The organism is Bradyrhizobium sp. 23AC (assembly GCF_054863025.1).
The window spans coordinates 1-24891 of sequence record NZ_JAVAYN010000033.1 but is presented as its reverse complement, the minus strand read 5'-3'; the positions used below and the strand labels follow the sequence as shown (position 1 = coordinate 24891).

The 24891-nt window shown below is 65.3% G+C and carries 28 protein-coding genes; 19 read left to right on the top strand and 9 right to left on the bottom strand.

Features of this window, described 5'->3' with window-relative positions; genetic code table 11:
• Positions 1 to 4: 4 nt before the first annotated feature.
• Positions 5 to 1180 carry a zinc-dependent alcohol dehydrogenase gene (locus tag RAD10_RS39435; protein ID WP_461621686.1) on the bottom strand — a complete coding sequence of 392 codons (1176 nt, stop codon included), beginning with the start codon at positions 1178 to 1180 and terminating at the stop codon, positions 5 to 7.
• Positions 1181 to 1355: 175 nt separating this feature from the next.
• Between RAD10_RS39435 and RAD10_RS39430 the strand changes: the two genes are divergently transcribed.
• Positions 1356 to 2138, top strand: a complete 783-nt coding sequence (locus RAD10_RS39430; protein WP_461621685.1) for an SDR family NAD(P)-dependent oxidoreductase — start codon at positions 1356 to 1358, stop codon at positions 2136 to 2138.
• Between the two features lie 360 nt (positions 2139 to 2498).
• Here RAD10_RS39430 and RAD10_RS39425 read toward each other — a convergent pair whose 3' ends face one another.
• Positions 2499 to 2945: a response regulator gene (locus RAD10_RS39425; protein ID WP_461621684.1), complete on the bottom strand. Its 447-nt coding sequence runs from the start codon at positions 2943 to 2945 to the stop codon at positions 2499 to 2501.
• Between the two features lie 87 nt (positions 2946 to 3032).
• Between RAD10_RS39425 and RAD10_RS39420 the strand changes: the two genes are divergently transcribed.
• From RAD10_RS39420 to RAD10_RS39405, 4 genes are all read left to right on the top strand, one after another.
• A complete protein-coding gene (locus tag RAD10_RS39420; RefSeq protein ID WP_461621683.1) occupies positions 3033 to 4040 on the top strand; it encodes a chemotaxis protein CheB in 1008 nt (335 codons plus the stop codon).
• Between the two features lie 10 nt (positions 4041 to 4050).
• Positions 4051 to 4323 (top strand): hypothetical protein, encoded by a 273-nt coding sequence (locus RAD10_RS39415; RefSeq protein ID WP_461621682.1) that lies wholly within the window; start codon positions 4051 to 4053, stop codon positions 4321 to 4323.
• A gap of 207 nt (positions 4324 to 4530) precedes the next feature.
• Positions 4531 to 7701, top strand: a complete 3171-nt coding sequence (locus RAD10_RS39410; protein ID WP_461621681.1) for a CheR family methyltransferase — start codon at positions 4531 to 4533, stop codon at positions 7699 to 7701.
• Positions 7701 to 8480: a Crp/Fnr family transcriptional regulator gene (locus tag RAD10_RS39405; RefSeq protein WP_461621680.1), complete on the top strand. Its 780-nt coding sequence runs from the start codon at positions 7701 to 7703 to the stop codon at positions 8478 to 8480. Before RAD10_RS39410 ends, RAD10_RS39405 begins: the two co-directional genes overlap by 1 nt.
• Before the next feature lie 26 nt (positions 8481 to 8506).
• Here the strand turns inward: RAD10_RS39405 and RAD10_RS39400 are convergent, their stop codons facing one another.
• The 3 genes from RAD10_RS39400 to RAD10_RS39390 form a co-directional block, all read right to left on the bottom strand.
• Positions 8507 to 8686 carry a hypothetical protein gene (locus RAD10_RS39400; protein ID WP_461621679.1) on the bottom strand — a complete coding sequence of 60 codons (180 nt, stop codon included), beginning with the start codon at positions 8684 to 8686 and terminating at the stop codon, positions 8507 to 8509.
• Between the two features lie 340 nt (positions 8687 to 9026).
• Positions 9027 to 9221, bottom strand: a complete 195-nt coding sequence (locus tag RAD10_RS39395; protein WP_461621678.1) for a hypothetical protein — start codon at positions 9219 to 9221, stop codon at positions 9027 to 9029.
• Positions 9222 to 9584: 363 nt separating this feature from the next.
• Complete coding sequence (locus RAD10_RS39390; RefSeq protein ID WP_461621677.1) at positions 9585 to 9869, bottom strand: hypothetical protein; 285 nt, start codon at positions 9867 to 9869, stop codon at positions 9585 to 9587.
• A 291-nt stretch (positions 9870 to 10160) separates the two neighbouring features.
• Between RAD10_RS39390 and RAD10_RS39385 the strand changes: the two genes are divergently transcribed.
• The 7 genes from RAD10_RS39385 to RAD10_RS39355 all read left to right on the top strand — a co-directional run bounded on the left by RAD10_RS39385 (position 10161) and on the right by RAD10_RS39355 (position 14212).
• Positions 10161 to 10367, top strand: coding sequence for a hypothetical protein (locus RAD10_RS39385; RefSeq protein ID WP_179738571.1), 207 nt, complete (start codon positions 10161 to 10163; stop codon positions 10365 to 10367).
• A 2-nt stretch (positions 10368 to 10369) separates the two neighbouring features.
• The gene (locus RAD10_RS39380) at positions 10370 to 10570 is read left to right on the top strand and encodes a hypothetical protein (protein WP_461621676.1); all 201 of its coding nucleotides are present in this window, start codon (positions 10370 to 10372) and stop codon (positions 10568 to 10570) included.
• Between the two features lie 64 nt (positions 10571 to 10634).
• Positions 10635 to 11711, top strand: coding sequence for a flavodoxin family protein (locus tag RAD10_RS39375; protein WP_461621675.1), 1077 nt, complete (start codon positions 10635 to 10637; stop codon positions 11709 to 11711).
• Positions 11708 to 12607 carry an NAD(P)/FAD-dependent oxidoreductase gene (locus RAD10_RS39370; protein ID WP_461621674.1) on the top strand — a complete coding sequence of 300 codons (900 nt, stop codon included), beginning with the start codon at positions 11708 to 11710 and terminating at the stop codon, positions 12605 to 12607. Before RAD10_RS39375 ends, RAD10_RS39370 begins: the two co-directional genes overlap by 4 nt.
• Positions 12604 to 13578, top strand: a complete 975-nt coding sequence (locus RAD10_RS39365; protein ID WP_461621673.1) for a cation diffusion facilitator family transporter — start codon at positions 12604 to 12606, stop codon at positions 13576 to 13578. Before RAD10_RS39370 ends, RAD10_RS39365 begins: the two co-directional genes overlap by 4 nt.
• Before the next feature lie 109 nt (positions 13579 to 13687).
• Positions 13688 to 14017 carry a four-helix bundle copper-binding protein gene (locus RAD10_RS39360; RefSeq protein ID WP_461621672.1) on the top strand — a complete coding sequence of 110 codons (330 nt, stop codon included), beginning with the start codon at positions 13688 to 13690 and terminating at the stop codon, positions 14015 to 14017.
• Positions 14018 to 14029: 12 nt separating this feature from the next.
• Positions 14030 to 14212 carry a hypothetical protein gene (locus RAD10_RS39355; RefSeq protein ID WP_179738581.1) on the top strand — a complete coding sequence of 61 codons (183 nt, stop codon included), beginning with the start codon at positions 14030 to 14032 and terminating at the stop codon, positions 14210 to 14212.
• Between the two features lie 17 nt (positions 14213 to 14229).
• On the opposite strand, the gene RAD10_RS39350 is transcribed toward RAD10_RS39355, so the two are convergent.
• Positions 14230 to 15168, bottom strand: a complete 939-nt coding sequence (locus RAD10_RS39350) for a GlxA family transcriptional regulator (RefSeq protein ID WP_028140546.1) — start codon at positions 15166 to 15168, stop codon at positions 14230 to 14232.
• A 91-nt stretch (positions 15169 to 15259) separates the two neighbouring features.
• Between RAD10_RS39350 and RAD10_RS39345 the strand changes: the two genes are divergently transcribed.
• Together RAD10_RS39345 and RAD10_RS39340 are read left to right on the top strand one after the other, a co-directional pair.
• Positions 15260 to 15946 carry a DJ-1/PfpI family protein gene (locus tag RAD10_RS39345; protein WP_461621671.1) on the top strand — a complete coding sequence of 229 codons (687 nt, stop codon included), beginning with the start codon at positions 15260 to 15262 and terminating at the stop codon, positions 15944 to 15946.
• Positions 15947 to 16063: 117 nt separating this feature from the next.
• Positions 16064 to 17332 (top strand): ABC transporter substrate-binding protein, encoded by a 1269-nt coding sequence (locus RAD10_RS39340; protein ID WP_461621670.1) that lies wholly within the window; start codon positions 16064 to 16066, stop codon positions 17330 to 17332.
• 31 nt (positions 17333 to 17363) lie between these two features.
• Here the strand turns inward: RAD10_RS39340 and RAD10_RS39335 are convergent, their stop codons facing one another.
• Entirely contained in the window at positions 17364 to 17621 is a 258-nt protein-coding gene (locus tag RAD10_RS39335; protein WP_028140543.1) for a hypothetical protein, read from the bottom strand.
• 259 nt (positions 17622 to 17880) lie between these two features.
• Here RAD10_RS39335 and RAD10_RS39330 point away from each other — a divergent pair, with 259 nt between their 5' ends.
• Positions 17881 to 18255, top strand: a complete 375-nt coding sequence (locus RAD10_RS39330) for a hypothetical protein (protein ID WP_091957046.1) — start codon at positions 17881 to 17883, stop codon at positions 18253 to 18255.
• 7 nt (positions 18256 to 18262) lie between these two features.
• On the opposite strand, the gene RAD10_RS39325 is transcribed toward RAD10_RS39330, so the two are convergent.
• Entirely contained in the window at positions 18263 to 19540 is a 1278-nt protein-coding gene (locus RAD10_RS39325; RefSeq protein WP_461621669.1) for a polysaccharide deacetylase family protein, read from the bottom strand.
• A 179-nt stretch (positions 19541 to 19719) separates the two neighbouring features.
• Complete coding sequence (locus RAD10_RS39320) at positions 19720 to 20526, bottom strand: polysaccharide deacetylase family protein (RefSeq protein WP_461621668.1); 807 nt, start codon at positions 20524 to 20526, stop codon at positions 19720 to 19722.
• An 82-nt stretch (positions 20527 to 20608) separates the two neighbouring features.
• Between RAD10_RS39320 and mgtE the strand changes: the two genes are divergently transcribed.
• The 4 genes from mgtE to RAD10_RS39300 all read left to right on the top strand — a co-directional run bounded on the left by mgtE (position 20609) and on the right by RAD10_RS39300 (position 24611).
• Positions 20609 to 22030, top strand: a complete 1422-nt coding sequence (gene mgtE, locus RAD10_RS39315) for a magnesium transporter (RefSeq protein ID WP_104462209.1) — start codon at positions 20609 to 20611, stop codon at positions 22028 to 22030.
• Between the two features lie 222 nt (positions 22031 to 22252).
• Positions 22253 to 22570, top strand: coding sequence for a helix-turn-helix domain-containing protein (locus tag RAD10_RS39310; protein WP_461621667.1), 318 nt, complete (start codon positions 22253 to 22255; stop codon positions 22568 to 22570).
• A gap of 180 nt (positions 22571 to 22750) precedes the next feature.
• Positions 22751 to 23569 carry an aldo/keto reductase gene (locus tag RAD10_RS39305; protein ID WP_461621666.1) on the top strand — a complete coding sequence of 273 codons (819 nt, stop codon included), beginning with the start codon at positions 22751 to 22753 and terminating at the stop codon, positions 23567 to 23569.
• 49 nt (positions 23570 to 23618) lie between these two features.
• Entirely contained in the window at positions 23619 to 24611 is a 993-nt protein-coding gene (locus RAD10_RS39300; protein WP_461621665.1) for a hypothetical protein, read from the top strand.
• Positions 24612 to 24891 lie beyond the last annotated feature (280 nt).

Genomic DNA, 24891 nt, shown 5'->3' with positions numbered 1-24891 from the left:
TCCTTCAGGGCCTCAGCACGACCTTGACGCAGGAGTCGCGCTTGTCGCGAAACACCTGGTACATCTCCGGTCCTTGTTCGAGCGGGACGGTGTGGGTGATGACGAAGGAGGGATCGATCTCGCCCTCCTCGATGCGGCGGAGCAAATCGTCGGTCCAGCGGTTGACGTGGGTCTGGCCGGTCCGCATCGTCAGGCCCTTGTTCATGAAGGCGCCCATCGGAAGCATGTCGGACAGGCCGCTGTACACGCCTGGCACCGAGATGATGCCGCCGGGCCGGCAGACATAGATCATCTCGCGCAGCACGTGGGGCCGGTCGCTTTCCGCCATCACCATCTGCTTGGCGCGGTCGAGCAGTGTGTCGGGCAGGGAGGCCATCACATGCGATTCCATGCCGACGCAGTCGATGCACTTTTCCGGTCCCCTGCCGTCGGTGAACTCGTTCAGCCGCTCCACCACGCTCTCGGTCTCGAAGTTGATGGTGGTGGCGCCGCCGGCTTCCGCCATGCTGAGCCGCTCGGGCAGGCAGTCGATCGCGATCACCTGATTGGCGCCGAGCAGGATGGCGCTGCGGATCGCCATCTGCCCCACGGGACCGCAGCCCCAGATCGCGACGGTGTCGGTGGGCTCGATGTCGCATTGCACGGCGGCCTGCCAGCCGGTCGGGAAGATGTCGCTGAGGAACAGCAGCTGCTCGTCGGGAATGCCTGGTGGCACCTTGATGTGGGTAGCATCGGCATAGGGCACGCGGAGATATTCGGCCTGGCCGCCTGGATAGCCGCCGGTCAGATGGGTGTAGCCGAACAGGCCGGCCGTCGTGTGCCCGAACACCTTGTCGGCCAGATGGCGCTTGCGGTTGGTGGTCTCGCACACGGAGAAATTGCCGCGCTTGCACTGGTCGCATTCGCCGCAGATGATCGTGAAGGGCACGACGATGCGGTCGCCCTTCTTCAGCTTGCCGTCGACGCCGGAGCCGACCTCGACCACTTCGCCCATGGTCTCGTGGCCCATGATGTCACCGGGCAGCATGCCGGGAATGAAATTGTGGAAGAGGTGCAGGTCGGAGCCGCAGATCGCGCAGCTCGTGACCTTGATGATGGCATCGCGCGGGTCCTGGATCTCCGGATCGGTGACGGTGTCGCAGCGGATGTCCTCCTTGCCGTGCCAAACCAGCGCCTTCATCCTTCGTCCTCCCGACTGAAGCAGTTGGCCATCTAAGTCGAGGGGTGAACGATGGTTGCTATCGCCGCGCGCAAATTCTTCGCACTGCACTGGCTCGCGCAAATCGCGACGCGGATAGGAACGAGAGCGCGGGGGCAGTGATTGGGCGTGATCAACGTCAAGCGAGGACACGCTCATGCCCGCCAATCAACTCGCAATCGTCACCGGCGCTTCCACCGGTATCGGCCTGGAACTCGCAAGGTGCTGTGCCCAGGCGGGTTTCAACCTCGTCATCGCCGCTGACGAGCCGATGATCGAGCGGGTGGCGGTCGATCTGCGCAGGCTCGGCGTCAGCGTGGAGGCCGTTGAAGCCGATCTCGCCACCACCGAGGGCGTCGACAAGCTCTGCGCCGCGGTCGGCGATCGGCCGATCGATGCACTCTTGGCCAATGCCGGCGTCGGCCTCGGTAAGGCGTTCCTCGATCAGGACTTCGCCAGGATCAGGCATCTCGTCGACACCAACATCACCGGCACGCTCTATCTGATCCATCGCGCCGGCAACGAGATGCTGCGGCGCAAGTTCGGGCGCATCCTGATCACGGGCTCGATCGCCGGCTTCACGCCCGGCAGTTTCCAGGCGGCCTACAACGCCAGCAAGGCGTTCCTGGACTCATTCTCGTTCGCGCTGCGCGAGGAATTGCGCGACAGCGGCGTCACCGTCACCTGCCTGATGCCAGGCGCCACCGAGACCGAGTTCTTCCGCCGCGCCGACATGATGGATACCAAGGTCGGGACCGAGAAGAAGGACGGCGCCTACGACGTCGCCAAGGCCGGCTTCGATGCGATGCTGCGCGGCGAGTCCGATGTCGTCACCGGTCTGAAGAACAAGATCCAGACCACGGTCGCCAACGTCACGCCGAACGAGATGCTGGCCAGGCAACATCGCAAGATGGCCGAGCCGGGCACGGCGAAGTCGTAGAGCGATGTCGTCGCAATTTCCGCGGCGCTGCGCGGCTGAACGGGCAGACCGACAAAAGGAGGAAAGCCGATTCACATAGCCTAATGCGCGGTGGCCCCGAAGCGGTCACATTGTGTGGGCTGGAAACAAGAGGGGGCTGCGATGGCGATGGATCGCATCGAACAGGCCTTTGTCGCGACCGCGATCACGGGTTTTCTCGTGATGTTGGTGGCATTTACCTGGATGATGATGAGCTGACGCGGAAAGGCTTGCCGTTTTGCGCGTCGCGCTACCTTACGCCGCCGTTGTCTTGTGCCTGGCGGTGACCGCCTGGCTCGCCTTCGCGCATCTGTTTTGATCGAGGCTTGGTTGCGGGCTCGCTCATTCCGCAGGCGCAGCCCGTTCAGGCGATGATTGCTGCGGCGATGACGGTTGACCGTCGACAAGGCTCGCCAGATTCCGCACCATGGCCACGATGTCGATCGGCTTCTCCCAGATCGGCACGTCCTGGAATTCCGGCTCGATGCTGATCCTTTCGTAGCCCGTGGTGAACACGAAGGGCACCTGGCGTGCCCGGAGCTCCCGGGCGACGGGAAAGACCGGCTTGGCGCGGATGTTCACGTCGAGCACCGCTGCATCCAGAACGCCGCCATCGTGCAGCATCTCGACTGCATCCTCGATGTGGCCGACGGGACCGGCGATCTCCGCGCCGAGTGCGCGCAGCGCCTTGCCGATGTCATCGGCGAGAAAATATTCGTCCTCCACGACGAGGATGCGGCGTCCCCTCAGCGGCGCGCGTTGACGAGACGACGTGGGCGACACGGACATGCTCCCCTCCAGCGTTCCCTCCTCACTATTAGGAACATAAGACCGGAGGGCGCCTTGGTGCAAACGATACAATCGCAGGCGGGTTCCATGAGCAACCGCGATATCATCGTCATCGGGGGCTCGGCCGGAGCGACCGCGCCACTGAAACAGATCCTGGGCCGTCTTCCCGCGGATTTGCCGGCTGCCGTCTTCATCGTCCTGCACATTCCCGCGCAGGGCATCGGCATCCTCTCGACGGTCGCCAGCAGTGCCGGGCCGCTTCCGGTGCGCCAGGCCGAGAACGGCATGAAAATCGAGCCGGGCCGGGTCTATCTGGCCGCGCCGGACCACCATCTGCTGCTGGCCGAAGACCGCATCTTCCTCGGGCGCGGCCCGCGCGAGAACATGGTCCGCCCCGCGATCGACGCCCTGTTCCGCTCGGCGGCCCTCCATCACGGGCCGCGCGTGATCGGCGTGCTCCTGAGCGGCCTGTTGTCAGACGGGGCGGCCGGCCTCAATGCCATCAAGCGCTGCGGCGGGATGACCGTGGTCCAGGACCCCTCGGACGCCATTTCCGACGAAATGCCGCGGCGCGCCATGGAGGCGACCACGGTCGATCTCTGCGTCCCCGGCGCCGGCATGGGCGACGTCCTGTCCGATCTCGTCAGGGAGCAGGCCGGGGCTGTCCTGCCGATCCCGCCCGAGATCAGGCTGGAGGTCGAGATCGCCGCCGGCGAACGGATTGGAAGCGACAAGCTGGTCTCACTCGCAGATCCCGTCGCTTTGACCTGTCCCGCCTGCGGCGGGGTGCTCTCCGAGGTCAAGGAAGCGCGCCCGATGCGCTTCCGCTGTCAGGTCGGACATGCCTACACCGCCGATGCGCTCGCCAAGGAGCAGGAGGGGCGGGTGGATGAAGCCTTGCGGGTCGCGCTGCGCATCATCGAGGAGCGCGCCGAACTGGTCCATCGCATGGCCGCCGACGGTCGCCGCAGCGGCCGGCTTGCAATTGCCGAGATGTACGAGGCGCGTGCGGCCGAGTACCGCGAATATGCCGACATGATCCGGCGCGTCGTGCTAAAGTCGCTCGATCCTCCGGTTCGCGAGCGGGAGGCATGAAGGCTCTGCGATGGCCATCTTCCTTGCCGAACGCACCGCGCAGCTTAATGCCGAGCAGAACCTCCTGGTGAAGGCCGACCAGGACATCGAGGAGGGCTGGCAGCGCATCCGCAACCAGGAAGACCGGGTGCGCGAGCTCATGGCCGGCGGCCACGACACCCGTCAGGCGGAGCGGCTGGTCGACCTCCTCAAGCAGACCCTGATCGAATGGGAGCGCCACCGCGTCCTGATCGAGCAGCGGGTCGAGTATCTCCGGCAGGAGGTCGCAGCTGGCCCTCCTTGAAGACGCCCGCCGGCCCTGCCTCCGGGTTCCGATCCTGTCGATGAAGGATAGACCTTGTGGCTGGGGGCCGACAACGCTCCGGCCGGAGGATCGAAAACAGGTTCGGGACGTTTTTGCCTTTGATCTGTTGGGATAATATCGATTCCTGCTATTTGCAGGGACTGGGCGCCCATTGCTCCCGGCCAATGAACGAAAGCTGCCAGAGCCATGCATGAAGTCGGCGACCAGCCGGTCGATGGAGAGCGTCAGACGAAGTCCCCGCTGATCATCGGCGTCGGCGCCTCGCCGGAGGCGCTGGACAGCATCGAGCGCTTCTTCGCCAAGCTGACCGTCGGGGGCGATCAGGCCGTCGTGCTGGCGCTTCAGCATCATGAGGCCTTCGACGGACCGCGGCTGCGCCGGGCCGTGCGAAATTCCAACGGCGGCAAGGTCGCCGACATCGGCGATGGCCATGCGATCGAGGGCGGCACGATCTATCTGTGCCCGCCGGCGATGATCACCACGATCCAGGGCGACCGCTTCGCGCTCCGCAAGGCCGAGCAGGCGCCCGGCGAGCGCGCCACGATCGACAGCTTCCTGGTGTCGCTGGCCGAAGAACGCGCCGAGCAGTCCATCGGCGTCATCCTCGCCGGCACCGGTGGCGACGGCACGCTCGGCACCGCGACGCTGAAGGATCACGGCGGTCTTGCCATCGCCGAAAAGGTCCCGAGCGCGGAGGAGGCCGACCATCTGCTCGACGGCAACATGCCGGCCGCCATCGCCGACTACGTGCTGCCGCCGGAGGATATCCCCGAGCACATCCAGGTCTATGCCCGGCATCTCAGGCGCCTGGAGGAGAAGCAGGGTTTTGACGAGGTGCTCGCCGCGGCGGCGACCTCGCTGTCGCGCATCGCCGACATCCTGCGCAACAAGACCGGCAACGATTTCCACGGCTACAAGCAGAACACCTTCCTGCGCCGCGTGCAGCGGCGCATGCAGGTGGTCCAGATCGACGAGATTGGCGCCTATGTCGATTTCCTCCGGAACGACAAGGACGAGGCCCAGAATCTCTTCAACGACCTCCTGATCGGCGTCACCGAATTCTTCCGCGACAAGCGCGAATTCGAAGTGCTGCAAACCCAGATCGTTCCGAAGATCTTCGAGGGCAAGGGGGCGGGCCAGCAGGTTCGCGTCTGGGTGCTCGGCTGCGCCACCGGCGAGGAGGCCTATTCGATCGGCATTCTCCTGCGCGAGCACATGGCGCGGATGGACGCTGCGCCGCAGGTCCAGATCTTCGCAACCGACATCGACGGGCGGGCGCTGGCGACCGCGCGCGTCGGCCGCTATCGCACCAATATCGAGGCCGACATGACGAGCGAGCGCCTGGCGCGCTGGTTCGTCCGCGAGGGCGACACCTATTGCGTGGTCAAGGAGCTGCGCGAGATGTGCATCTTCTCTCAGCACAACGTCATCAAGGACGCGCCGTTCTCCAAGCTCGACCTGGTCTCCTGCCGCAACCTGCTGATCTATCTCAATGCCGAATTGCAGAACCGGGTGATCCCGCTGTTCCATTTCGCGCTGCTGGCGGAGCGCTATCTGTTTCTCGGCAATTCCGAGAACGTGACGCGGCATCCGAAACTGTTCGCGCCGATCGACCGCCGCGCCCGCATCTTCAAGAAGCTGGAGACCGGCACGCGGCTGCCGCCGGAATTTCCGATCACGACCGCAGCGGGCAGGGTGCCGGTCGAGGTGCCGACGGTGCGCTCGTTCGGCCCCGACGTCGGGCTGGAACGTCGCGCGCAGCGTATCGCCGAGCGCTATGCACCCGCTTACGTCATCACTGACGACAACTTCCAGATCCTGCATTTCTCCGGGCGCACCGGCCGCTACATCGAGCCGACGGCGGGCGCCGCCACGCTCGACCTGCTCCAGCTCGTTCACCGTGATCTCCGGCTTGAGCTGCGCACCGCGCTCAGCCGCGCCGCTGAGGCCAACGAACCCGCCCACGCCGAGCAGGTGCAACTCGGGGTGAACGGCCACCGCGTCCTCGTCGACATCACCGTCGAGCCGATCCAGGAAGGCGCCGGCGGCCACCGCAATTTCGTCGTGCTGTTCAAGGACGGCCCGGTCCGCACGATCGAGGCCGACCAGAGCAGTCCCGATGCGCTGGTGCGCACCGAACATGTCGAGCGCCTGGAAAGCGAGCTGCGCGCCACGCGCGAGCGCCTGCAGGCGACCATCGAGGAGCTCGAGAGCACCAATGAGGAGCTGAAATCCTCCAACGAGGAATATCAGTCGCTGAACGAGGAGCTGCAATCGGCCAACGAGGAGCTCGAGACCTCGCGCGAGGAGTTGCAGTCGGTCAACGAGGAGCTGACCACCGTCAATGGCGAATTGGCGCATCGCGTCCAGGAGCTGACGCGCGCCACCAGCGACCTCAAGAATTTCCTCGAGAGCACGCAGATCGCCACCGTGTTCCTGGACAACGACCTTCGCGTGATGAACTTCACGCCGGCGATCACCCAGATCCTGCATCTGGTCGAAACCGACACCGGCCGTCCCATTGCCCACATCAAGGCGCGCATCCCGATCGAGGAGCTCTACGACGACGTCCGCCGCGTGCTGCGCACGCTGGCAAGCGTCGAGCGCGAATTGAGCGCGCCCGACAGCGGCACCCGCTACATCGTCCGCATCCTGCCCTATCGTAGCATCGACAATTTCATCGCCGGCGTCGTCGTCTCCTTCATCGACGTCACCGCGATCACCCGCGCCGAGGAGCGGCAGCGGCTGCTATTGGCCGAGCTCCAGCATCGCGTCCGCAATACGCTCGGGGTGGTGCGCTCGATCGCCCGCCGCTCGGCGGAGTCGAGCACCACCGTCGAGGAATACGCCTCCCATCTCGACGGCCGGCTCAACGCCTTTGCCCGCACTCAGGCGATGGTGACCCGCGACCCCGACGGCGGCGTCGATCTCGAATATCTCGTGATCGAGGAGCTCTCGGCCTACAACGCCCGCGAAGGCGAGCAGCTGCGGGTGTCGGGGCCGAAAGTACGATTCCAGCCCAAGGCCGCGGAGACTTTTGCGCTCGCGGTCCACGAGCTCGCGACCAACGCGCTGAAATACGGGGCCTTGAGCCAGCCGACTGGACGTGTTGAAATCTCCTGGCGCCTCGATCAAGGCACAGAGCCTGCCGAACTGGTGTTCGAATGGCGCGAGCGGGGTGGGCCGCCGGTCAAGCCGCCGCCGCGAAGGGGTTTTGGCACGGAGCTTCTGGAGCGCACGCTGGCATTCGAGTTCAAGGGGCAGACCAATCTGGCATTCAACCCGGCGGGGCTGCAATGCATGATCACCTTTCCCCTCAGCAGGCGCGCATTCCATACACCGGTAGTGGCTGGCTGATGCCGATGTCGACGTCCGATCGCAGTCTGGTGGAGCCGGTCATTCGCCGGCTGAACGCGTTAAGGCCATTGTCGGCCGAAGCGTGTACATCGCTCGAATATGCGACGCTCGAAGGGCTGCAGCGCGCCGGCTCCGGCGAGGACCTGATCTCGGAGGGCGACCCCGTCGACAGCGTTCGCGTCGTGCTGTCGGGCTGGCTCTGCCGCTACAAGACGCTCGAGGACGGCAGGCGCCAGATCGTCAATTTCCTCTTTCCGGGGGAGAGCTGCGACGCGTATGCGTTCCTGCTATCGACCATGGACCATTCCATCGCGACGCTGACACCTGCGGTCTATTCTGAAATCAAGCGCGCGCGATTCGAGAGCCTGCTCGCTGGCGACCGCACGCTCGCCGAGGCATTCTGGTGCGAGACCCTCGTCAACATCGCCATTCAGCGCGAATGGGCGATCAATCTCGGCCGCCGCGTCGCGCTGGAGCGCGTGGCGCATCTGTTCTGCGAGATATTCGAGCGGCTTCGTCCTGTCGGGATGGTCGACGGAAATTCCTGCGTCATGCCGGTGACGCAGATGGACCTTGCCGATGCCACCGGCCTGTCGGTCGTCCATCTCAATCGGACGGTGCAGGAGCTGCGCGCGTCCGGCCTGATAATGCTGCGCGATCGGACGCTGACCATCCCGGATCTCGATGCACTCAAGGACGCCGCGTTGTACTCGCCGAGCTATCTGCAGAGGTACGGCGCGGCTGAGAAGGATTCACGTCGGCCGCTGCCGCATCCCTGAGTTGGGGCGAGCGGCAGGCGCAAACTTCACTCCTCATTATCTCGTCGAGCCTTGATTTCCGATCTGATGCTGGCGCTCTCGTAAACGGAGAGACGGAGCTGCTCGCGCGCCCGCTCGAATTGCGCTTGAATGTGGCGTTGCCGCCTGCGGAGTTCGCCGTTCTCTTCGACGGCGAGCCGGGCGCGCGCGAGCAGGGCATTCGTCATTGGGCAAGAATGACTTAGTTTCAAGCTTTTTACTATCACCTAGGTTAGTCGAGTGTGCCCGACCGTGAAATTGACGGGATCACTCCCGACGCTCGCCTATCGAGTTCTGTTCGGATGCGTAAGGTATACTTCCCGAAGAGCACTTTACCGCGCTTGGGGGTCTCCACGTTTCCGGCCTCTCCAATGCAACGTTCCGCACCTGCGAGATTGCATCTCCATCGTCGTGTCAACTGTGCAAGGTAGTCAGTGACGGGAGCGCAACGGCGCCTCCGCCTGAAGCAGGAAGACACACCGGCCCCTTGGAAGCTCGCCTGGCCGCTGAGGCGGAGCAGGCGTGAACTCAGTTTTCGGTCGGCGACGGCAGATCTTCTTCTCGGGGAAACGGCTCCTGGGTCCTGCGGCCTGCGAACGAGTCGGGCGCCGGGCATGATTTGAGCAATTCCATCGAACGGGCGGTCAGCTCGCGCGCGTCCGCGATCAGCTTGGCGACCGGGTCGGTCGATGGCAGATGATGGTGGGGGCGTCTGCCTGTCATGGCGCGCTCCTTCCGCTGAGAGGGGGCGGGAGCGCAACAGGCGATCTCATCACCGATAAAAGCCAAGGTCCGAGCGGTGATGGGCAAAGCTTGCGCCTGAATAACTCAAAGCGCCAGCCATTTATTTAGGAAATCGGCGGGAACGCTCTCGAAGGGCGTTCTCTTACTCAAAATGACAAAATTGCCCATTGAGACCGGAAGCGGGACGAGGCGTGTGCGTGCAGCGCATCAGGCTGCACTCGCCGGGAACGGGTTAGATGTCGGCGCGTACCGATGCGCTGATGTCGTGGGCAGAAACCGGAAAAATGAGCGCCACGTCCATCGTCCCCGTTGTGTCCGGTTGTCACCCGGCGGTGCCTTCCGTCAACGCCGCTTCGCGGCTTTGGTTCGCCGGTTGTAGGGCGAGCGGTTGACCGGCCTCAGCGAAATCCCTTCGCGATGGGCCTTGCTGCGAATGGCCGCGACCGGGCGCTGAAGCTTGATGCTCATCACGCCGGTCGGCGTGTTTCCCTTCGCGAGCTGCTTCAGCTTGCTCACATCCGAGGGCGTCCAGGGTTGGCGCGCGCGGCGCTTGTACGTGGGATTTGCCTTGCGCCGTCCCTTGCGGCCGATCGGTGAGCCCGGCCGTTTCCATGCTGCTTTTGCCATGATGATCCTCCTTCAAGTCGTTCTTGAACAAGCGAATCAGCAATTCGGTTCCGGCGCAGTCGATTGTCGTGACGAACGGCACGTGATGATGCCGCGCCCGTCCTCGCGCAAAATCGCGCAGCTTTAACTTTTTGAAATGCCGGAACCCGCCGTTGCGACAGAAGCTACAGACATTGCCGGACTGGGCCGCCCCAACCGGCAAGCCATTGAGTGACAAGAGAACCTCGACCCCGGCGCCCGATCCCCCGCCGGGGGCCGATTTCCGTCCAACCGAAATCATCGTGAAGAACAATGACCGCCAAACGCAACCGCAGGAAACAGACCCGATCGCTCCAGGAGCGATTGGCCGCATTTGCCGAAAACGCCCGCGAACGCGCGCGCAGCCTGCCGCCTGGCAGGGAGCGCGAGATGCTGCTGCGGCGCGCCAAGCAGAACGAAGTGACCTCGAACCTGACGGACTGGCTGAGCGCACCGGTCTGCACGAGACGAGGAGAATGACGATGCGCAGCTTCAAGCACTACCGCGCGTTCCAGATCGATCCGGACGGGCATGTGTTCGGATGCATCAATCTCGTCTGCGGCGATGACGAGCAGGCCAAGCGCGAGGCGGCCTCGCTCGTTCTGGCCCATCGCATCGAGCTGTGGCGGCTGGACCAGCGCATCGCGAAATTCGATACGCCGCAGGACGTGGCGCGCCAGTAGCGGCAAGGAACCGGGTGCTGCCCCCCGGGTTGGTCGGATGATACCGACTTCGCCGGGAGCCAGCATGACGGACGCCGAAATTCGCAAGGGGATGCCGCCCGTCAGGCTGTCGCGCGAGGAGTTCGAGCGGCGCTACAAGCGTCAGTTCGTCGATCCCGCCTTTGCCCCGCTGCAGCGCGAGCTCGATGCCGTCGTCGGTGCCGCCTGGGACGCCTATAGCCATTCGCGCAAGGCGCCGTTGACGCGGAAGGCGGGCGCAGGTTTCTCCGACCCCGATTACGACATTGCTATCGACTGGCTCGACGCGCGCGCGAAAATCCTGGCGGCGCAGCGCAGGCATGACGATGCGCAGGAGACGCCGCGCATTCTCGTCATCAACGGCTCGGCCCGCAGCGAGCACACCTGTCCCGGTGAGATGTCCAAGACCTGGCGTCTGGTCAAGCTGGCCGAACCTGTTTTCGTCGAGATGGGGTTTGCTGTCGACATTCTCGATCTGTCGCGCCTCGCCTCGGAGTTCGGCAAGACCATTCATCCCTGCAAATCCTGCGTCGGCACGGCCATGCCGCTCTGTCACTGGCCGTGCAGCTGCTATCCGAATTATTCGCTGGGGCAGACCGGCGACTGGATGAACGAGATCTATCCGCTATGGGTCGCGGCCCACGGCATCCTGATCGTGACGCCGGTGAATTGGTACCACGTGCCTTCAGGGCTGAAGGCGATGATGGACCGCATGGTCTGCGCCGACGGCGGCAATCCCGATCCGACCTCGACGCATGGCAAGAAGGCCGACGAGGCCAAGGCGATGGAGCTGAAGGGCTGGCCCTATCCGCGCCATCTCGCCGGCCGTCATTTCGGTGTCGTCGTTCATGGTGACGCCGTCGGTGCCGAGGGCGTGCGCCGCGCCTTGTCGGACTGGCTGACCGACATGCAGCTGATCTCGGCGGGACGCTTCGCCGAACTCGACGGCTATGTCGGCTACATGGAGCCATATGCCACCTCGCATCGCGAGCTCGATAACGACGGGGAATTCCAGCAGGAGGTGCAGAACGCGGCGCGCGCGCTCGGCAACGCAGTCCGGCTGGCGCGCAGCGGGCACCTGCAGGAGCCCGGCGACGGTCTTGCGGATCCGAACCCCAAATGACCGGCGCGCGGTTTGATTGCCTGGTCATCGGCGGCGGCCCTGCCGGGCTGATGGCCGCGATCTATCTGGCACGCTTCCGCCGCAGCGTCTGCGTCGTGGACACTGGCGCCAGCCGGGCCGCGTTGATCCCCCGCAGCCACAATGTTCCCGGCTTCGTCCACGGTCTCTCCGGCGCGGAGCTGATCGCGCGCATGTCGGCGCAGCTGGGCGAGCTCGCCGTCGAGCGCGTGGAGGCCGAGGTCACCGCCTTGCAGGCGCGCGACGACGGCTTTCAGGCGATCTGGAGCGGCGGCGCGCTTGAGGCCACCACCGTCATCCTCGGCAGCGGCATCGTCGACACCCATCCGCCGTTCGAGCAGTGGCGCGCCGCGGTCGCGGACGGGCTATTGCGCTATTGTCCGGTCTGCGATGCCTTCGAGGTGATGGGCCGCCGCATCGGCGTCGTCGGCCCGCTTGGCCGGGCCGCCGGCAAGGCACTGTTCCTGCGCGGTTACTCGCGCGAGGTGACGCTGCTCGCGACCGGACAGGATGACGAGGAGAGCCTGACATCGGAGCTGGCCGAGGCCGGCGTCGACATCGTGTTCGTGCCCGACCTGCGTTTGCGGCGGAGGGTGGGGGGCCTCGAGGCCGTCCTGGCCGACGGCCGGACGATGCAGTTCGACACGGTCTATCCGGCGATGGGGGCCGAGGTGCGTTCGCAGCTCGCGGTCTCGCTGGGCGCCGAGCATACCGGGGAGGGCTATCTGAAGGTCGACGACCATCAGCGCACCTCGGTTGACGGCCTTTATGGCATCGGCGACGTCGTCACCGACCTGCACCAGATCTCGGTCGCATTCGGCCACGCCGCGGTTGCCGCCTGCACGATCCACCACAGCCTGCCGCGGCGCCTGGCGTGAGGAGCGCGGCACCAGACATCGAAGACGTCGCGGCCGGATCTTCGACGAAGACCTCTGTTTACGCGGCGCTGCTCGGCAATGTCCTCGTCGCGGTCACCAAGATCGGCGCCGCTGCGTGGACGGGAAGCTCGGCGATGACGAGCGAAGCCGTGCATTCGCTCGTCGATACCACCAACGAGATCCTGCTGCTCTACGGCTACCGGCGCGCGAGCCGTCCGCCCGATGAATGCCATCCGCTTGGCTACGGGCGCGAGCTGTATTTCTGGAGCTTCATCGTTGCACTGCTCATCTTCGCGCTGGGCGCCGGTGTCTCGCTGTATCAGGGCATTCTGCACGTCGCCGCACCCGAGCCGATCGAAGATCCCATGGTCAGCTTCATGGTGCTCGGCCTGTCGTTTCTGTTCGAAGGCGGCTCCTGGCTGGTCGCCCTGCGGCACTTCAGCGCCGATGGCCGGCGCTTTGGATACTACCAGGCGTTCGTTCGCAGCAAGGATCCGCCGGCATTCATGGTGCTGCTCGAGGACAGCGCGGCGCTGGTCGGCATCGCCATCGCGGCCGCGGTCACAGCGGCCGCCGTATGGCTGGACCAACCGGTCTGGGACGGCATCGGCTCGATCCTGATCGGCATATTGCTGGCGATTACGTCCATCGGCCTCGCACGCGAGAGCAAGAGCCTGCTGATCGGCGAGCCTGCCGATCCGGAGCTGGCGCGGTCCGTCCTGGACATCGCAAGGCGCTCGCCCGGCGTGCTCAGGGCCAACGGCGTTCTGACGGTGCAGCTGTCGCCGGCCGAGATCGTGGCGGCCCTGAGTGTCGAGTTCGCGGATGACAAGCGCGCGGACGACATCGAGCAATGTGTCGTTGCGATCGAGGCCGAGACCCGCAAGCGGCATCCGAGCGTGGCGGCGCTGTTCATCAAGCCGCAGACCAATGCCCGCTACCGCGCGCTGCGCGAGAGGCGCTTCGGCTAGCGCCGCATAGCGCGGTTCCGCGGACGTCACAATTGGCCGGAACCAGGAACGAAGGGCGTTGCCTTGCCTTGGTGGAGCGGGGGATGCCGATGCGCAACTGGAGAGAACCATGGCTCAATCAGAAGACATGACCCGCTGCATCTCGCTATGCATGAGCTGCTACCAGACCTGCCTCGGCACGGCGATGAACCATTGCCTCGAGACCGGCGGCAAGCACGTCGAGCCCAAACACTTCCGCCTGATGATGGCCTGCGCCGAAATGTGCAGGACGGCTGCGCATTTCATGCTGATCAACACGCCGCACCATCGGCATACCTGCGGCGAATGCGCCGAGATCTGCACCGAATGCGCCACCGATTGCGAGCGGGTCGGTGGCATGGACGAATGTGTCTCGGCGTGCCGCTCCTGCGCGCAATCCTGCCGCGCGATGGCAGCCTGAAGGACGAAGCCCATGCTGGAAGAGAAACTCAAGGACGCCATCATCGGCGAGTTGCAGCGGCAGGCCGCCGACCGGCCGCAATCGCTCAAGGTCCAGGGCGAGGTGAAAAGCTCGGAGGAGCTGACCGTCAACGGCAAGATCGATCTTGGCGCCCTCGTCATGGTGATCGCGGGATCAGTCGCCGGCGGGCCTTAAGTTCGATCGGCCGCTTCTCATGCGCTTCGCGCCGCGCGTCGCAGCGACTGCGGCGGCTGACCGAATGCGCGGATGAAGGCCCTGCGCATCCGCTCGGGGTCGCGAAAGCCGGTGGATTGAGCGACGCGCTCGATGGCCTCTCCGGAGGACTGCACCCGCTCGCGCGCCACCTCGACCCGCAGGCGCTCGACCGCCTTGGTCGGTGTGGATCCGGTTTCGGCGGTGAAGGAGCGGACGAAATGCCGGGCGCTCAATCCGGCTCGTTCGGCGAGCGCCTCGACCGTGAGATGCGCATCCAGATTCTCGCGCACCCATGAAAGCAGGCTGCCGAAGCGGCCGTTCGGCGTCTTGAGCTCGAGCAAGCTCGAGAACTGCGATTGTCCGCCGCTGCGGCGATGATAGAGCACCAGCTGCCGCGCGGTCGCTTGCGAGACCTCCTCGCCATGGTCCTGCGCGATCATGGCGAGCGCGAGATCGATCCCGGCCGTGATGCCGGCCGACGTCCACACCCGATCGTCGCGGATGAAGATCTGGTCCGGTTCGAGCCTCACCTTCGGGTAGCGTCCGATGAAGTCGCGAGTGCAGGACCAGTGCGTGGTCGCGCAGCGGCCATCCAGCAGTCCCGCCTGCGCGAGAAGATAGGCGCCGTTGCAAACGCTGGCGATGCGAACGCCGCGGCTCGCCAGTCGCTGGATGAAAGCGATCGTCGTCTTGCAGCGCGCCGCGGCCTCCACGCCTTCTCCACCGGCGACGAACAGCGTCGTGACCGAGCTTGCCGACCGCAGATTGCGCGCCAGCATCTCGATGCCTGACGAGCTGCGCACGGCGCCCGCCTTCGTTGCGACGGTGATCACGCGCGGCGCATTCGGCGTGTGACGCCTGGCGATCTCGAACACCGAGATCGGACCGGCCGCATCCAGCAACTGGAATTCGGGAAAGATCAGGAAGCCGATCATGGGCGTGTCCAGAATTGAGGGAATTAAGCCATTTCGACCGCAAGGCCAACATGGCAGGCTGCAACCGTCAAGCGCGTTGTCGAGGTTGGACATGTCGGGCCCGTTGCAGATCGGTCTTCTGGTTTTTCCGCGCGTCACCCAGCTCGATCTCACCGGTCCGGCCCAGGTCTTCTCCAGCCTGCCCGACGTGACGGTGCATCTGGTCTGGAAACGCATCGAGCCCGTGCCGAGCGATTCCGTCATCGCGCTGACGCCGACCGTCACCTTCGCCGATTGCCCGCAGCTCGACGTGATCTGCGTTCCCGGCGGCTACGGCACCGACGAGCTGATGCTGGACGAGGACGTTCTCGCTTTTCTGCGACAGCAGGAGAGGGGCGCGCAATACGTGACCTCGGTCTGCACCGGCTCGCTCGTGCTCGGCGCCGCCGGTCTGTTGAAGGGACATCGCGCGGCCACGCATTGGACGGCGAGGGATGCATTGCCGTTGTTCGGAGCCGAGCTGTCGCTGGAGAGGGTCTGCGTCGACCGCAATCGCATGACGGGCGGCGGCATCACCGCCGGCATCGACTTCGCGCTCACCCTGGTGTCGATGCTGCGAGGCCGCGCCGCGGCGGAGATGATCCAGCTGCGCATGGAGTACAATCCCGCACCGCCCTTTGCGGCCGGCTCGCCGGATACGGCGCCGGCGGCAATCGTCGCTGCCATGAAGGAACGGGTTGCGCCTGCGCAGGCGCGGCGGCTGGAGTTCGTCAGGAAGGCCGTCGAGCGGCAGGGATAGCGAGGCAGCTTCGACCGGCCGAGCCGCCGCGTGGGTCGGCGCTCGGTGCGCGGTGGGCGAGGGGACATCGATCGATCATCGCCGACATGCCGTCGCGATGCTGAAGCGGAGGGGGCAATGGCGCCTTGTCGTGTTGGAGAATTGCTATCGCGGCGCAACCGGCTATGCCGTTTGACCTTCGGTCTCATTCTGGCGCTGGGTTCGGCACCGCTCGCCGAACGGAGCGCGGCCGCGGATTTCTCCGGTGGCGTGGTCAGGATCGGCATCATCAATGACCAGGCCGGACCGTTGTCGGACCTGGCCGGGCCCGGCTCCGTCGTCGCCGCGCGGATGGCCGTGGACGATTTTCAACGCGCAACGCCGGGGGTGAAGGCCGAGATCGTCATCGCCGACCATCAGAACAAGCCGGATATCGGCGCCCAGATCGTGCGCAAATGGTTCGACGTTGATGGCGTCGACATGGTGGCCGACGTCGGAAACTCCGCGGTCGCGCTCGCCATCCAGTCGATCGCACGCGACAAGAACAGGATCGTGATCTATTCGGCGGTCGGCACCACCGATATCGGCGGCAAGCAATGTTCGCGCACAGGCCTGATGTGGCTGCACGACAATTACAATCTGGTCGCCGGATCGGTTCGAAAGTTGGTGTCGCAAGGCTATGACAGCTGGTTCTTCATCGCGTCCGACTACGCGTTCGGACGCAACATGGTCGAGGTGTCCCAGCGCGTGCTGACGGCGGCAGGGGCCAAGTCGCTCGGCGCGGTCTTTCATCCGCTGGGAAATGCCGATTACGGCTCCTTCCTGCTGCAGGCCCAGGCTTCCAAAGCCAAGGTGGTTGCCTTCGCCAATGCCGGCGAGCAGCTCGTGACCTCGATGAAGCAATGGAACGAGTTCGGAATGAACGCGGGGCCGCAAAAGGCGGTCGCCGAGCTGATGTTCCTGACCGACGTGCACGCCATGGGGGCCGAAACGGCCAAGGGGCTGACGACCGTCACCGCCTGGTATTGGGCCCTCAACGAGGAAACGCGCGCGTTCGCCCAGAGGTTCTACAAGCTTCACAACGCCATGCCGACCGCGCCGCAGGCCGCCGTCTACTCCGCCGTGTCGCAATATCTGAAGGCCGCGTCTGCGGCGGGAACGGACGAGACCAACGCCGTTCTGGAGCAGATGCGCGCGATGCCGGTCGACGATTTCTATGCGCGCGGCGCGCGGCTGCGGGCCGACAACAAGCTGGTGCACGATTTCTATCTCGTCGAGGTCAAGAAGCCCTCGGACGTGAAGACACCTTGGGACTATTACAACGTCGTCGAGAAGATACCTGCCGAGGACGCCTTTCTGCCGCTGAGCGACAGCGAATGCCCGTTGCTCAAGACGTCACGAAACTAGCGCTTCTCGTCGAGACAGGCGGCCGGCCGCCTCAGCCATATTCCTCGCCGATGCCGTATTCCCGGTAGATCTCCAGCGGGTCGAGGTCGGGAAACAGCCGGCATTTGGCCTGGGCGAGGTGCAGGCTCACCGCCGCCGGCTCCTTGCCGTTCGCCAGAATCTTGCGGATGTCGTCCATATGCGCGTTCGGCTGGTGCTTTGGTTCGAGCTGCTCCAGCGCGACCAGGGCGGTCGCGAGGGCCTCGGTCAGAACCCAGTCGTCGTGGCCGGTGATTCCCTTCTTCGGCATCGGCAGACCTCAGATGTGGCGGCAGCGTCCAGTCTAACGCGACTTCCGCCAAATCGCCATTGAGCCGTAGCGGGCGCGCTGGGTAAGGGCATCTCCGGCTTGCATTATGGCGGCGTGTGGCTAAAAGGCGGCGACTTGCAGTATCTTTGTTGAAACAAAGTTGGCGTAGACGGGCCGTCACAACCCAGCTCCCGGTCTGGGTCCCGATCGCGAATTCGCAGCACGATCCGGCTGCGCACCCCTCAAGGCTCGAGCCAGCATGGTTTTTCTCAGCTTCGTCTACCGCTTCATCACCAACTTCGCGTTCATGGCGGTGGTCTATTTCAGCCTGAACTTCATGGAGAAATATCCGAACCGGGCGATCCTGGCGATCCTGGTGCTGGTCTATGCGTCGATGCGTGCGGTCTCGACGCTGCGCGCGTTCTACTTCTTCCAGAAAATCGAGAAGCTGGAAGCCGAGACAAGGCGCCTTCAGGGCCCGATCAATGACGGCTCCGGAGGAACGAACGCGCGCAAGCAGGTGGTCGCCGACGTGGCCCGGCTGCGCCGCGACGGCGAGCTCAAGTCCTATATGGACCTGTTCTTCCTCGCGCTGATCGTGCTGCTCTGCGTCGCCGCCATCATGCGGCAGTAGGTAGGAACTAAGCGCGCTTCTTCAGACTGGCGATGCGGGTCGAGCGCGGCGTGGCGCCCTTGGCCTGCGCGGCAGGCTTCGGTGCGGCCGGTGCCGCATGCGCGTTGTGCCGAGCCTGGGACTTGGCCGTCTTGCCCTTTGCTACCTTGCCCCTGGCCGCATGCGGCGTCTCGGCCGCCATTGCCAGCCGGGTCGCGGCACGCCGCGACAATGTCGTCGACAGCAGCACCTCGATCGAGCCTTCGGGGATCGCAAACAGAGCACGGCCGGGCACGGGTAGGGCGGAGGCGATGTCCATCTGACCCTTGGTCCGGCGCGGCAGCAGCGGCTGATGCTCGGTCTGCGCATTGAGGTCGGCGAGCGAGGGCGCCGGCAGCGACCTGGTCTGCGTGAAGACGAAGCTCGGAACGGAAGGCCAGCGCGCGATCGGCACCGTCTCGGTCGGCGGATGCAGCAGCCATTCGACCGGTGCGGTCGGCGTCGCCGGGCGGTCGGCGGTCGTGGGCACCACATGCACGATGCGATAGCCGCGCGCTTTGAGGTCGCGGATGATTTTTGGCAGCGCCGCCACCGTCCGCGCCTGGATGTCGTGCAGCAGCAAAATGCCTTTGCCCTTGGCCTCCAACCGCTGGATCGCGAGCTGATAGACGCGGTCGGACGACACATGGCGCCAGTCGTCGGCGGGGAAGTCGGCGCTCCACACCTGGATGCCGCGCGAGATCAGATGGTGCTCGACGCCTTCGGCGCGCATCAGGCCGGGAATGCGGAAGAACGGCGCCAGCTTGGACGGATCGGTCATCGCGGCCGAGGTCCATTCGATGCCGCCATTGATCTCGGCCTCGGCCTTCTCGATCGGCATCCGGTCGAAGGTCAGCGGATGGTTCATGCTGTGGGTGCCGACGGTGTGACCCGCCGCCACCAGCTTGCGCACGCCTTCGGGGTTCGCCTTGGCCTGGCTGCCGATGATGAAGAAGGTCGCCTTGATGCACTCGTCGTCGAGCATCTTGAGGACCTGGTTGGAATATTTCGGCAGCGGACCGTCGTCGAAGGTGAGGACGACCTCATGATCCCTGAGCGGCAGCGTCTCGCGGTACTGCATGGTGCCGATCAGCGGATGCTCGCGCGGATCGACCACCAGGGTGCGGGACGTCCCGAGCGCGTCGGGATGGCCCGGGCAGTCGGCCGCGAGCGCCGCCGGCGATCCGATGGTCGAACATCCAAGGAATCCGCCGAGGCAAAGGACGATCCACGATCGCGTCCGCAAGACAACGCTACTTCCGATCATGAACCCCGTCTGCCCTCATGTGCGATTGCCGCCATAGTAGGTCGGAGACATCAGGAAACGGTTCAGGCGCCAACAGCCTTTCCCGTCACAAAGTCCCCGTCCATTAGCAGGGGGTATCATGAACAGAGTGTTAATAGGGCCCAAATCACCCCATTTTGCGCCGGCGTGACATTCCGGCATCAGCGCGCATCGGCGCTCTTCTGCGGCGGGCCGGCCGGCACGATGTGGACCACGCGAAAACCGTTCTCCCTCAGATACCGCAGGAAGGCCGGCATGATCGCGGCGGTGCGCGCCTTGGGGTCGTGGAAGAGGACGATGCCCTTGCCGCTAGCTGCGAGGCGCTCCGTGACCAGCTTCAATTCCTGCTCCGGCGTCATCTCGTTCCAGTCGCTGGCCCAGAGGTCAGCGCCGAACACGACGATGCCGCGTGATTGCAACAGATCGAGCTCGGCCTGCGTGGCCTCGAAATAGGGGAAACGGAAGAACGGCGTCGAAGGCGTCGTGGTCGAGGCGCCGTGCAGCGCCATCTCGACGGCCGCGATGCCGCGGTCGACCTCGCTCTTGGCCTTGTCGAACGGGATCCGCGCCATGAACGGATGCGAGAAGGTGTGGTGGCCGATGCTGTGGCCCTCGCGGGCGATGCGCTTGACCATCTCGGGATGCTGGCTGGCGTGCAGGCCGATCAGGAAGAAGGTCGCGCGCACGCATTCCTGCGCCAGCGCCGCCAGCACCTTCGACGTCGTCGGCGGGTTCGGCCCGTCGTCGAAGGTCAGCACGACCTCGTGATCGGCCAGCGCAAGCGTCTGCGGAAAGCTCTTCAAGCCCACGCGCGGCGTGGCCTTGGCGTCGACGCTCAGCACCCGCGAGGTGCCGAGCGCGTCCTTGCGCGGACACTCGGCGGCTTCCGTCGAGGCGATGCCGATCAGGGCCGCGAGGGCCGCGCCTGATGACATCGAGGTCCACCACAGTCGAAGCATCTTTGTCATTGCGCTCGGCTTTGCCTTGTGGGTATTGCCTGACCGTCAGCCCAGACCATTCGTTCCAACCTGTCAAACGGCGAGGCGCGCCATGGATGAACATATGGACGTTGCCCGATCCGCCGCGGATTCGGTACTCGACCACGTGCCGATGCGCAATGAAGACGGCGATATCAGGCACGAATTCGTCGAGGAAATCGCCCATGCGATCGAGGCCGGCGACAGCGCCTCGCTGCGCGCCTGCGTCGCCGAGCTGCACGAGGCCGATCTCGGCGATCTCATCGGCGCTCTGGAGCCCAACGACCGCGTCCGCCTGGTCGAACTGACCGGGCGCGATTTCGACTTCTCCGCGCTGAACGAGCTCGACGAGGGCGTGCGCGAGGAAATCCTCGAGGAACTGCCGCCGGAGACCGTCGCCGAGGGCGTTCGCGAACTCGAATCCGACGACGCCGTCGAGCTGCTGGAGACCCTCGACCAGGCTGAGCAGGAGGAGATCCTCGAGAAGCTGCCGCTCAAGGAGCGCGTCGCGCTCGAACGCAGCCTGCTGTACCCCGAGAATTCCGCGGGCCGCCGGATGCAGACCGAGTTCATCGCGGTGCCCCAGGATTTCACCGTGGGTCAGGCGATCGACTACATGCGCGAGACGCCGGATTTGCCCGACCGCTTCTACGAGATCTACGTCGTCGACAAGGACCAGCACTGGCAGGGCGCCGTCCCCCTCGACGTGCTGCTGCGCGCGCGCCGGCCGGTGCCGCTCACCGAGCTCACCGACGAGGACCGCCGCCGCGTCTCCGTCCTGGAGGACCAGGAGGAAGTCGCGCGCATGTTCGGCAAGTACAATCTCGTCGCAGCTCCCGTGCTCGACACCCAGGATCGTCTGGTCGGCGTCATCACCGTCGACGACGTCGTCGACGTCATCGAGGAGGAGGCGGACGAGGACCTCAAGGCGCTCGGCGGCGTCACCAGCGACGAAGAGCTGTCGGATACCTTCCTGACGATTGCGCGCGCGCGGTTCAACTGGCTGCTGGTCAATCTCGCCACCGCCTTCCTGGCATCCTCGGTGCTCGGCCTGTTCGAGGGCCAACTGGAGAAGATGGTCGCGCTCGCTGTGCTGGCGCCGATCGTGGCGAGCCAGGGCGGGAATGCCGCGACCCAGACCATGACGGTGGCGGTGCGGGCGCTGGCGACGCGCGAGCTCGGTTCTTCCAACGCCTGGCGCGTGGTGATGCGCGAGGCGCTCGTCGGTCTCGTCAACGGGCTCGCGTTCGCCGTGATCACGGGGATTGCGGCGGTGGCCTGGTTCAAGATCCCCGGCCTCGGCATCGTCATCGGGCTGGCGATGGTCTGCAACCTCATCGCCGGCGCGCTCGGCGGCATCCTGATCCCGATGGCGCTCGAACGCGTCAGGGCCGACCCGGCGGTGGCGTCGGGCACGTTCGTCACCACAGTGACCGACGTCGTCGGCTTCTTCTCCTTCCTCGGTATTGCGACGCTCTGGTTCGGGCTGAGGTAGGGCGGCGCTCTCGCTCTCGTGTCCCGGGCGCGCTGCGGCGCGTAGCGCTGCTGCGCAGAACCGGGACCCAGTTGGCGACACGGTCCGCCCGGCGAAATGGGCCCCGGCTCAGCAGCGCACCACGCCGCAAACGCGGCGCGCTGCGCTGCGTCCGGGGCACGAGACCTCGTATCTTTAATCCGAACTTAAGCGACCTGCCGCATCATCGCCTCGCTTGGGGGAATGAGCATGCGGTTGCGGCTGAAGGCGGACGGACGGGTCGTTGAGTTGCGGGATGGACAGGAATTTCCGGTCCAGCCGTCTCTGGTCGAGCCCACGGCCAATGCCGCGCCGGCCGACGCCAACCCGCTCGCGGTGCGCGATTTGCGTCGCCGCGCCTGCCTGACCCAGATGGAGTTCGCCGCCAAGCTCGGTGTTCCCGTCGAGACCATCCGCAACTGGGAGCAGGGCAAGCGCGCCCCGCGGGGACCGGCCCGCGCGCTGCTCGCCGTGATCGCGCATGCGCCGGATACGGTGTTCCAGGCGCTCGCCAAAGCCTGAGCTAAGGCCTCAAGGCCTGACGTCAAAGCCCTGACATCAAGGCCTGGCGCGAACCTCCCGTTAGCATTGCGCTGAAGATCCGCCCCGGCGGCCGGCGTCGTCCGTTGGCACCGTGACGGGCCGGGTCCATAATGACACCTGGATGATGATTTGGGGCGACCGCGACAGAGAGGATTCCTCATGCTGTTCGTCGAGACCAATGGCGCAAGGATCCCGGCGATCGGGCTCGGGACCTGGGAGCTGAGCGGAAGGCCTGCCGCGCGCCTGGTCGAGCAGGCGCTGCGGTTCGGCTATCGCCACATCGACACCGCGCAGGTCTACGAGAATGAACGCGAGGTCGGCGACGGTTTGCGCGCCTCCGGCGTGCGCCGCGACGAAATCTTCCTCACCACCAAGGTCTGGACCAACCATTTCGCGCCCCACGATCTCGAGCGCTCGGTCAAGGAGAGCCTGGCCCGCATGCGGCTTCCCTCCGTCGATCTGCTGCTGCTGCACTGGCCCAATTCGCATGTGCCGCTGGCGGAGACGCTCGGCGCGCTGTCGCATGCGAAGACCATGGGCCTGACCCGCCACATCGGCGTCTCCAATTTCACGGTGGCGCTGATCGAGCAGGCGGTCGCGCTGTCGCCGGAGCCGCTGGTCTGCAACCAGGTCGAATACCACCCTTATCTCGACCAGGCGAAGGTGATGGCGGCCTGCGACCAGCATGGCCTTGCGCTCGTCGCCTACAGCCCGATCGCCAAGGGGCGCATCAAGTCCGACCAGAGGCTGGCCGAGATCGGACGCGCCCACCGCAAGACGCCGGCGCAGGTCTGCCTGCGCTGGCTGGTGCAACAGAATGTCGCTGCGATCCCGCGCACCTCGCGCATCGAACGCCTGTCTGAAAACATCGAGATCTTCGATTTCGAGCTGTCGGAGGACGAGATGAGCCGGATCGCCGCACTCGCCAGTCCGAGGGGCCGGCTGACCGACTTCGGCTTCGCCCCGAAATGGGATTGAGAGGGGGCCGGGGTATGCTAGGACCGCGACGGCAACCCAAGATCGGTCGATGGAACTGCGGAAGATCATACGGACGGACATTGCGGCGTCAGCAATCGCGCACCTGACGCTGGTGGCGCTGATCATCGTGATCAGCGAGGTCCATCCGTTTCGCAGCCAGCCGCCGGAGACCGTGACCGTCGACATCGTCACGCCGGAGCAGGTGAAGGAAGAGATCAAGGAGCAGGAGACGAAGGAGGCGGCCAAGGAGAAGCCGCCGGAGCCGACGCCCGATCTGAAACTGCCGAAGCTCGATTTCACCGACAAGTCCGAAGCGGCGGACAAGCCCGCGGCCAAGCAGCAGGCCGCGGCACCGTCGCCGCAGCAGACGCCACCTGGACCGCAGCAGAAGCAGCCGCAACCCTCGCCGGCGCCGAAGCAGCGTGAGGCCAACGTGCAGCCTCAACCTCAACAGCCACAGCCATCGCAACAGCCATCGCAACAGCCATCGCAACAGCCGCCGCCGCAGACGCAGCAACAGCCGCCGCCCCAGGCGATGCCGCAGCCACCGATGCAGCCGCCGCCGCAAGCGATGCAGCAGCCGGAGGCCGCGCCGCCGCCGGCCTATCAGGCTCCGCAGCCTGACGTCACCGTCAAGTACGGCGTCATGTTGGGCCTGCCGCCGGAATTGCCGCCGGAGCTGCCGAAAGACGCCCCCAAGGACGATGGCGGCGATGCCAAGGATTCAATCGCAGCCAAGCTGCCGCAGGAAGTCATCGCCGCGCTTCGTCGCCATTTGCGCAGCTGTGCGAAATTGCCGGCCGGACTTAGCCCCACCGATGCCGTTCACATCAAGCTGCGCACAGTGTTTGCGACCGACGGCACGCTGGCGCGCGAGCCGATCCTGATCGAGGCTCCGCCGTCCGCGAAAGGGGTGGCACTCGTGAAGTCCGCCATGAGCGCACTTCAGAACTGTCAGCCCTACAAGATGCTGCCGGCAAATCTGTACGGGGAATGGAAGATCATGGACCTGCCGTTCAGCCCGCGGGATTTCGGGTCGTAGCTCTTGTAGCCCGGATGAAGCGACTTGTCCGCCATAGCTCGGAGAGCGACGGCGGAAGCGAAATCCGGGGCCGCTCGCCTGGCATCTCGCACTGTCCCGGATTACGCGGAGCCTGTCATCGGGCGGCGCTTCGCGCCGACCCGTTGGCTCCATCCGGGCTACGGCACCGTGCCTGTGTCGCCCTCTGTCAATCCTCGTCGCCGAAAATATTCCACTTTACCGAAATTCGGTTTCGGCGTATGTGTCGCCCATCCCGGCTCATCCAAGAGGGGCGATCATG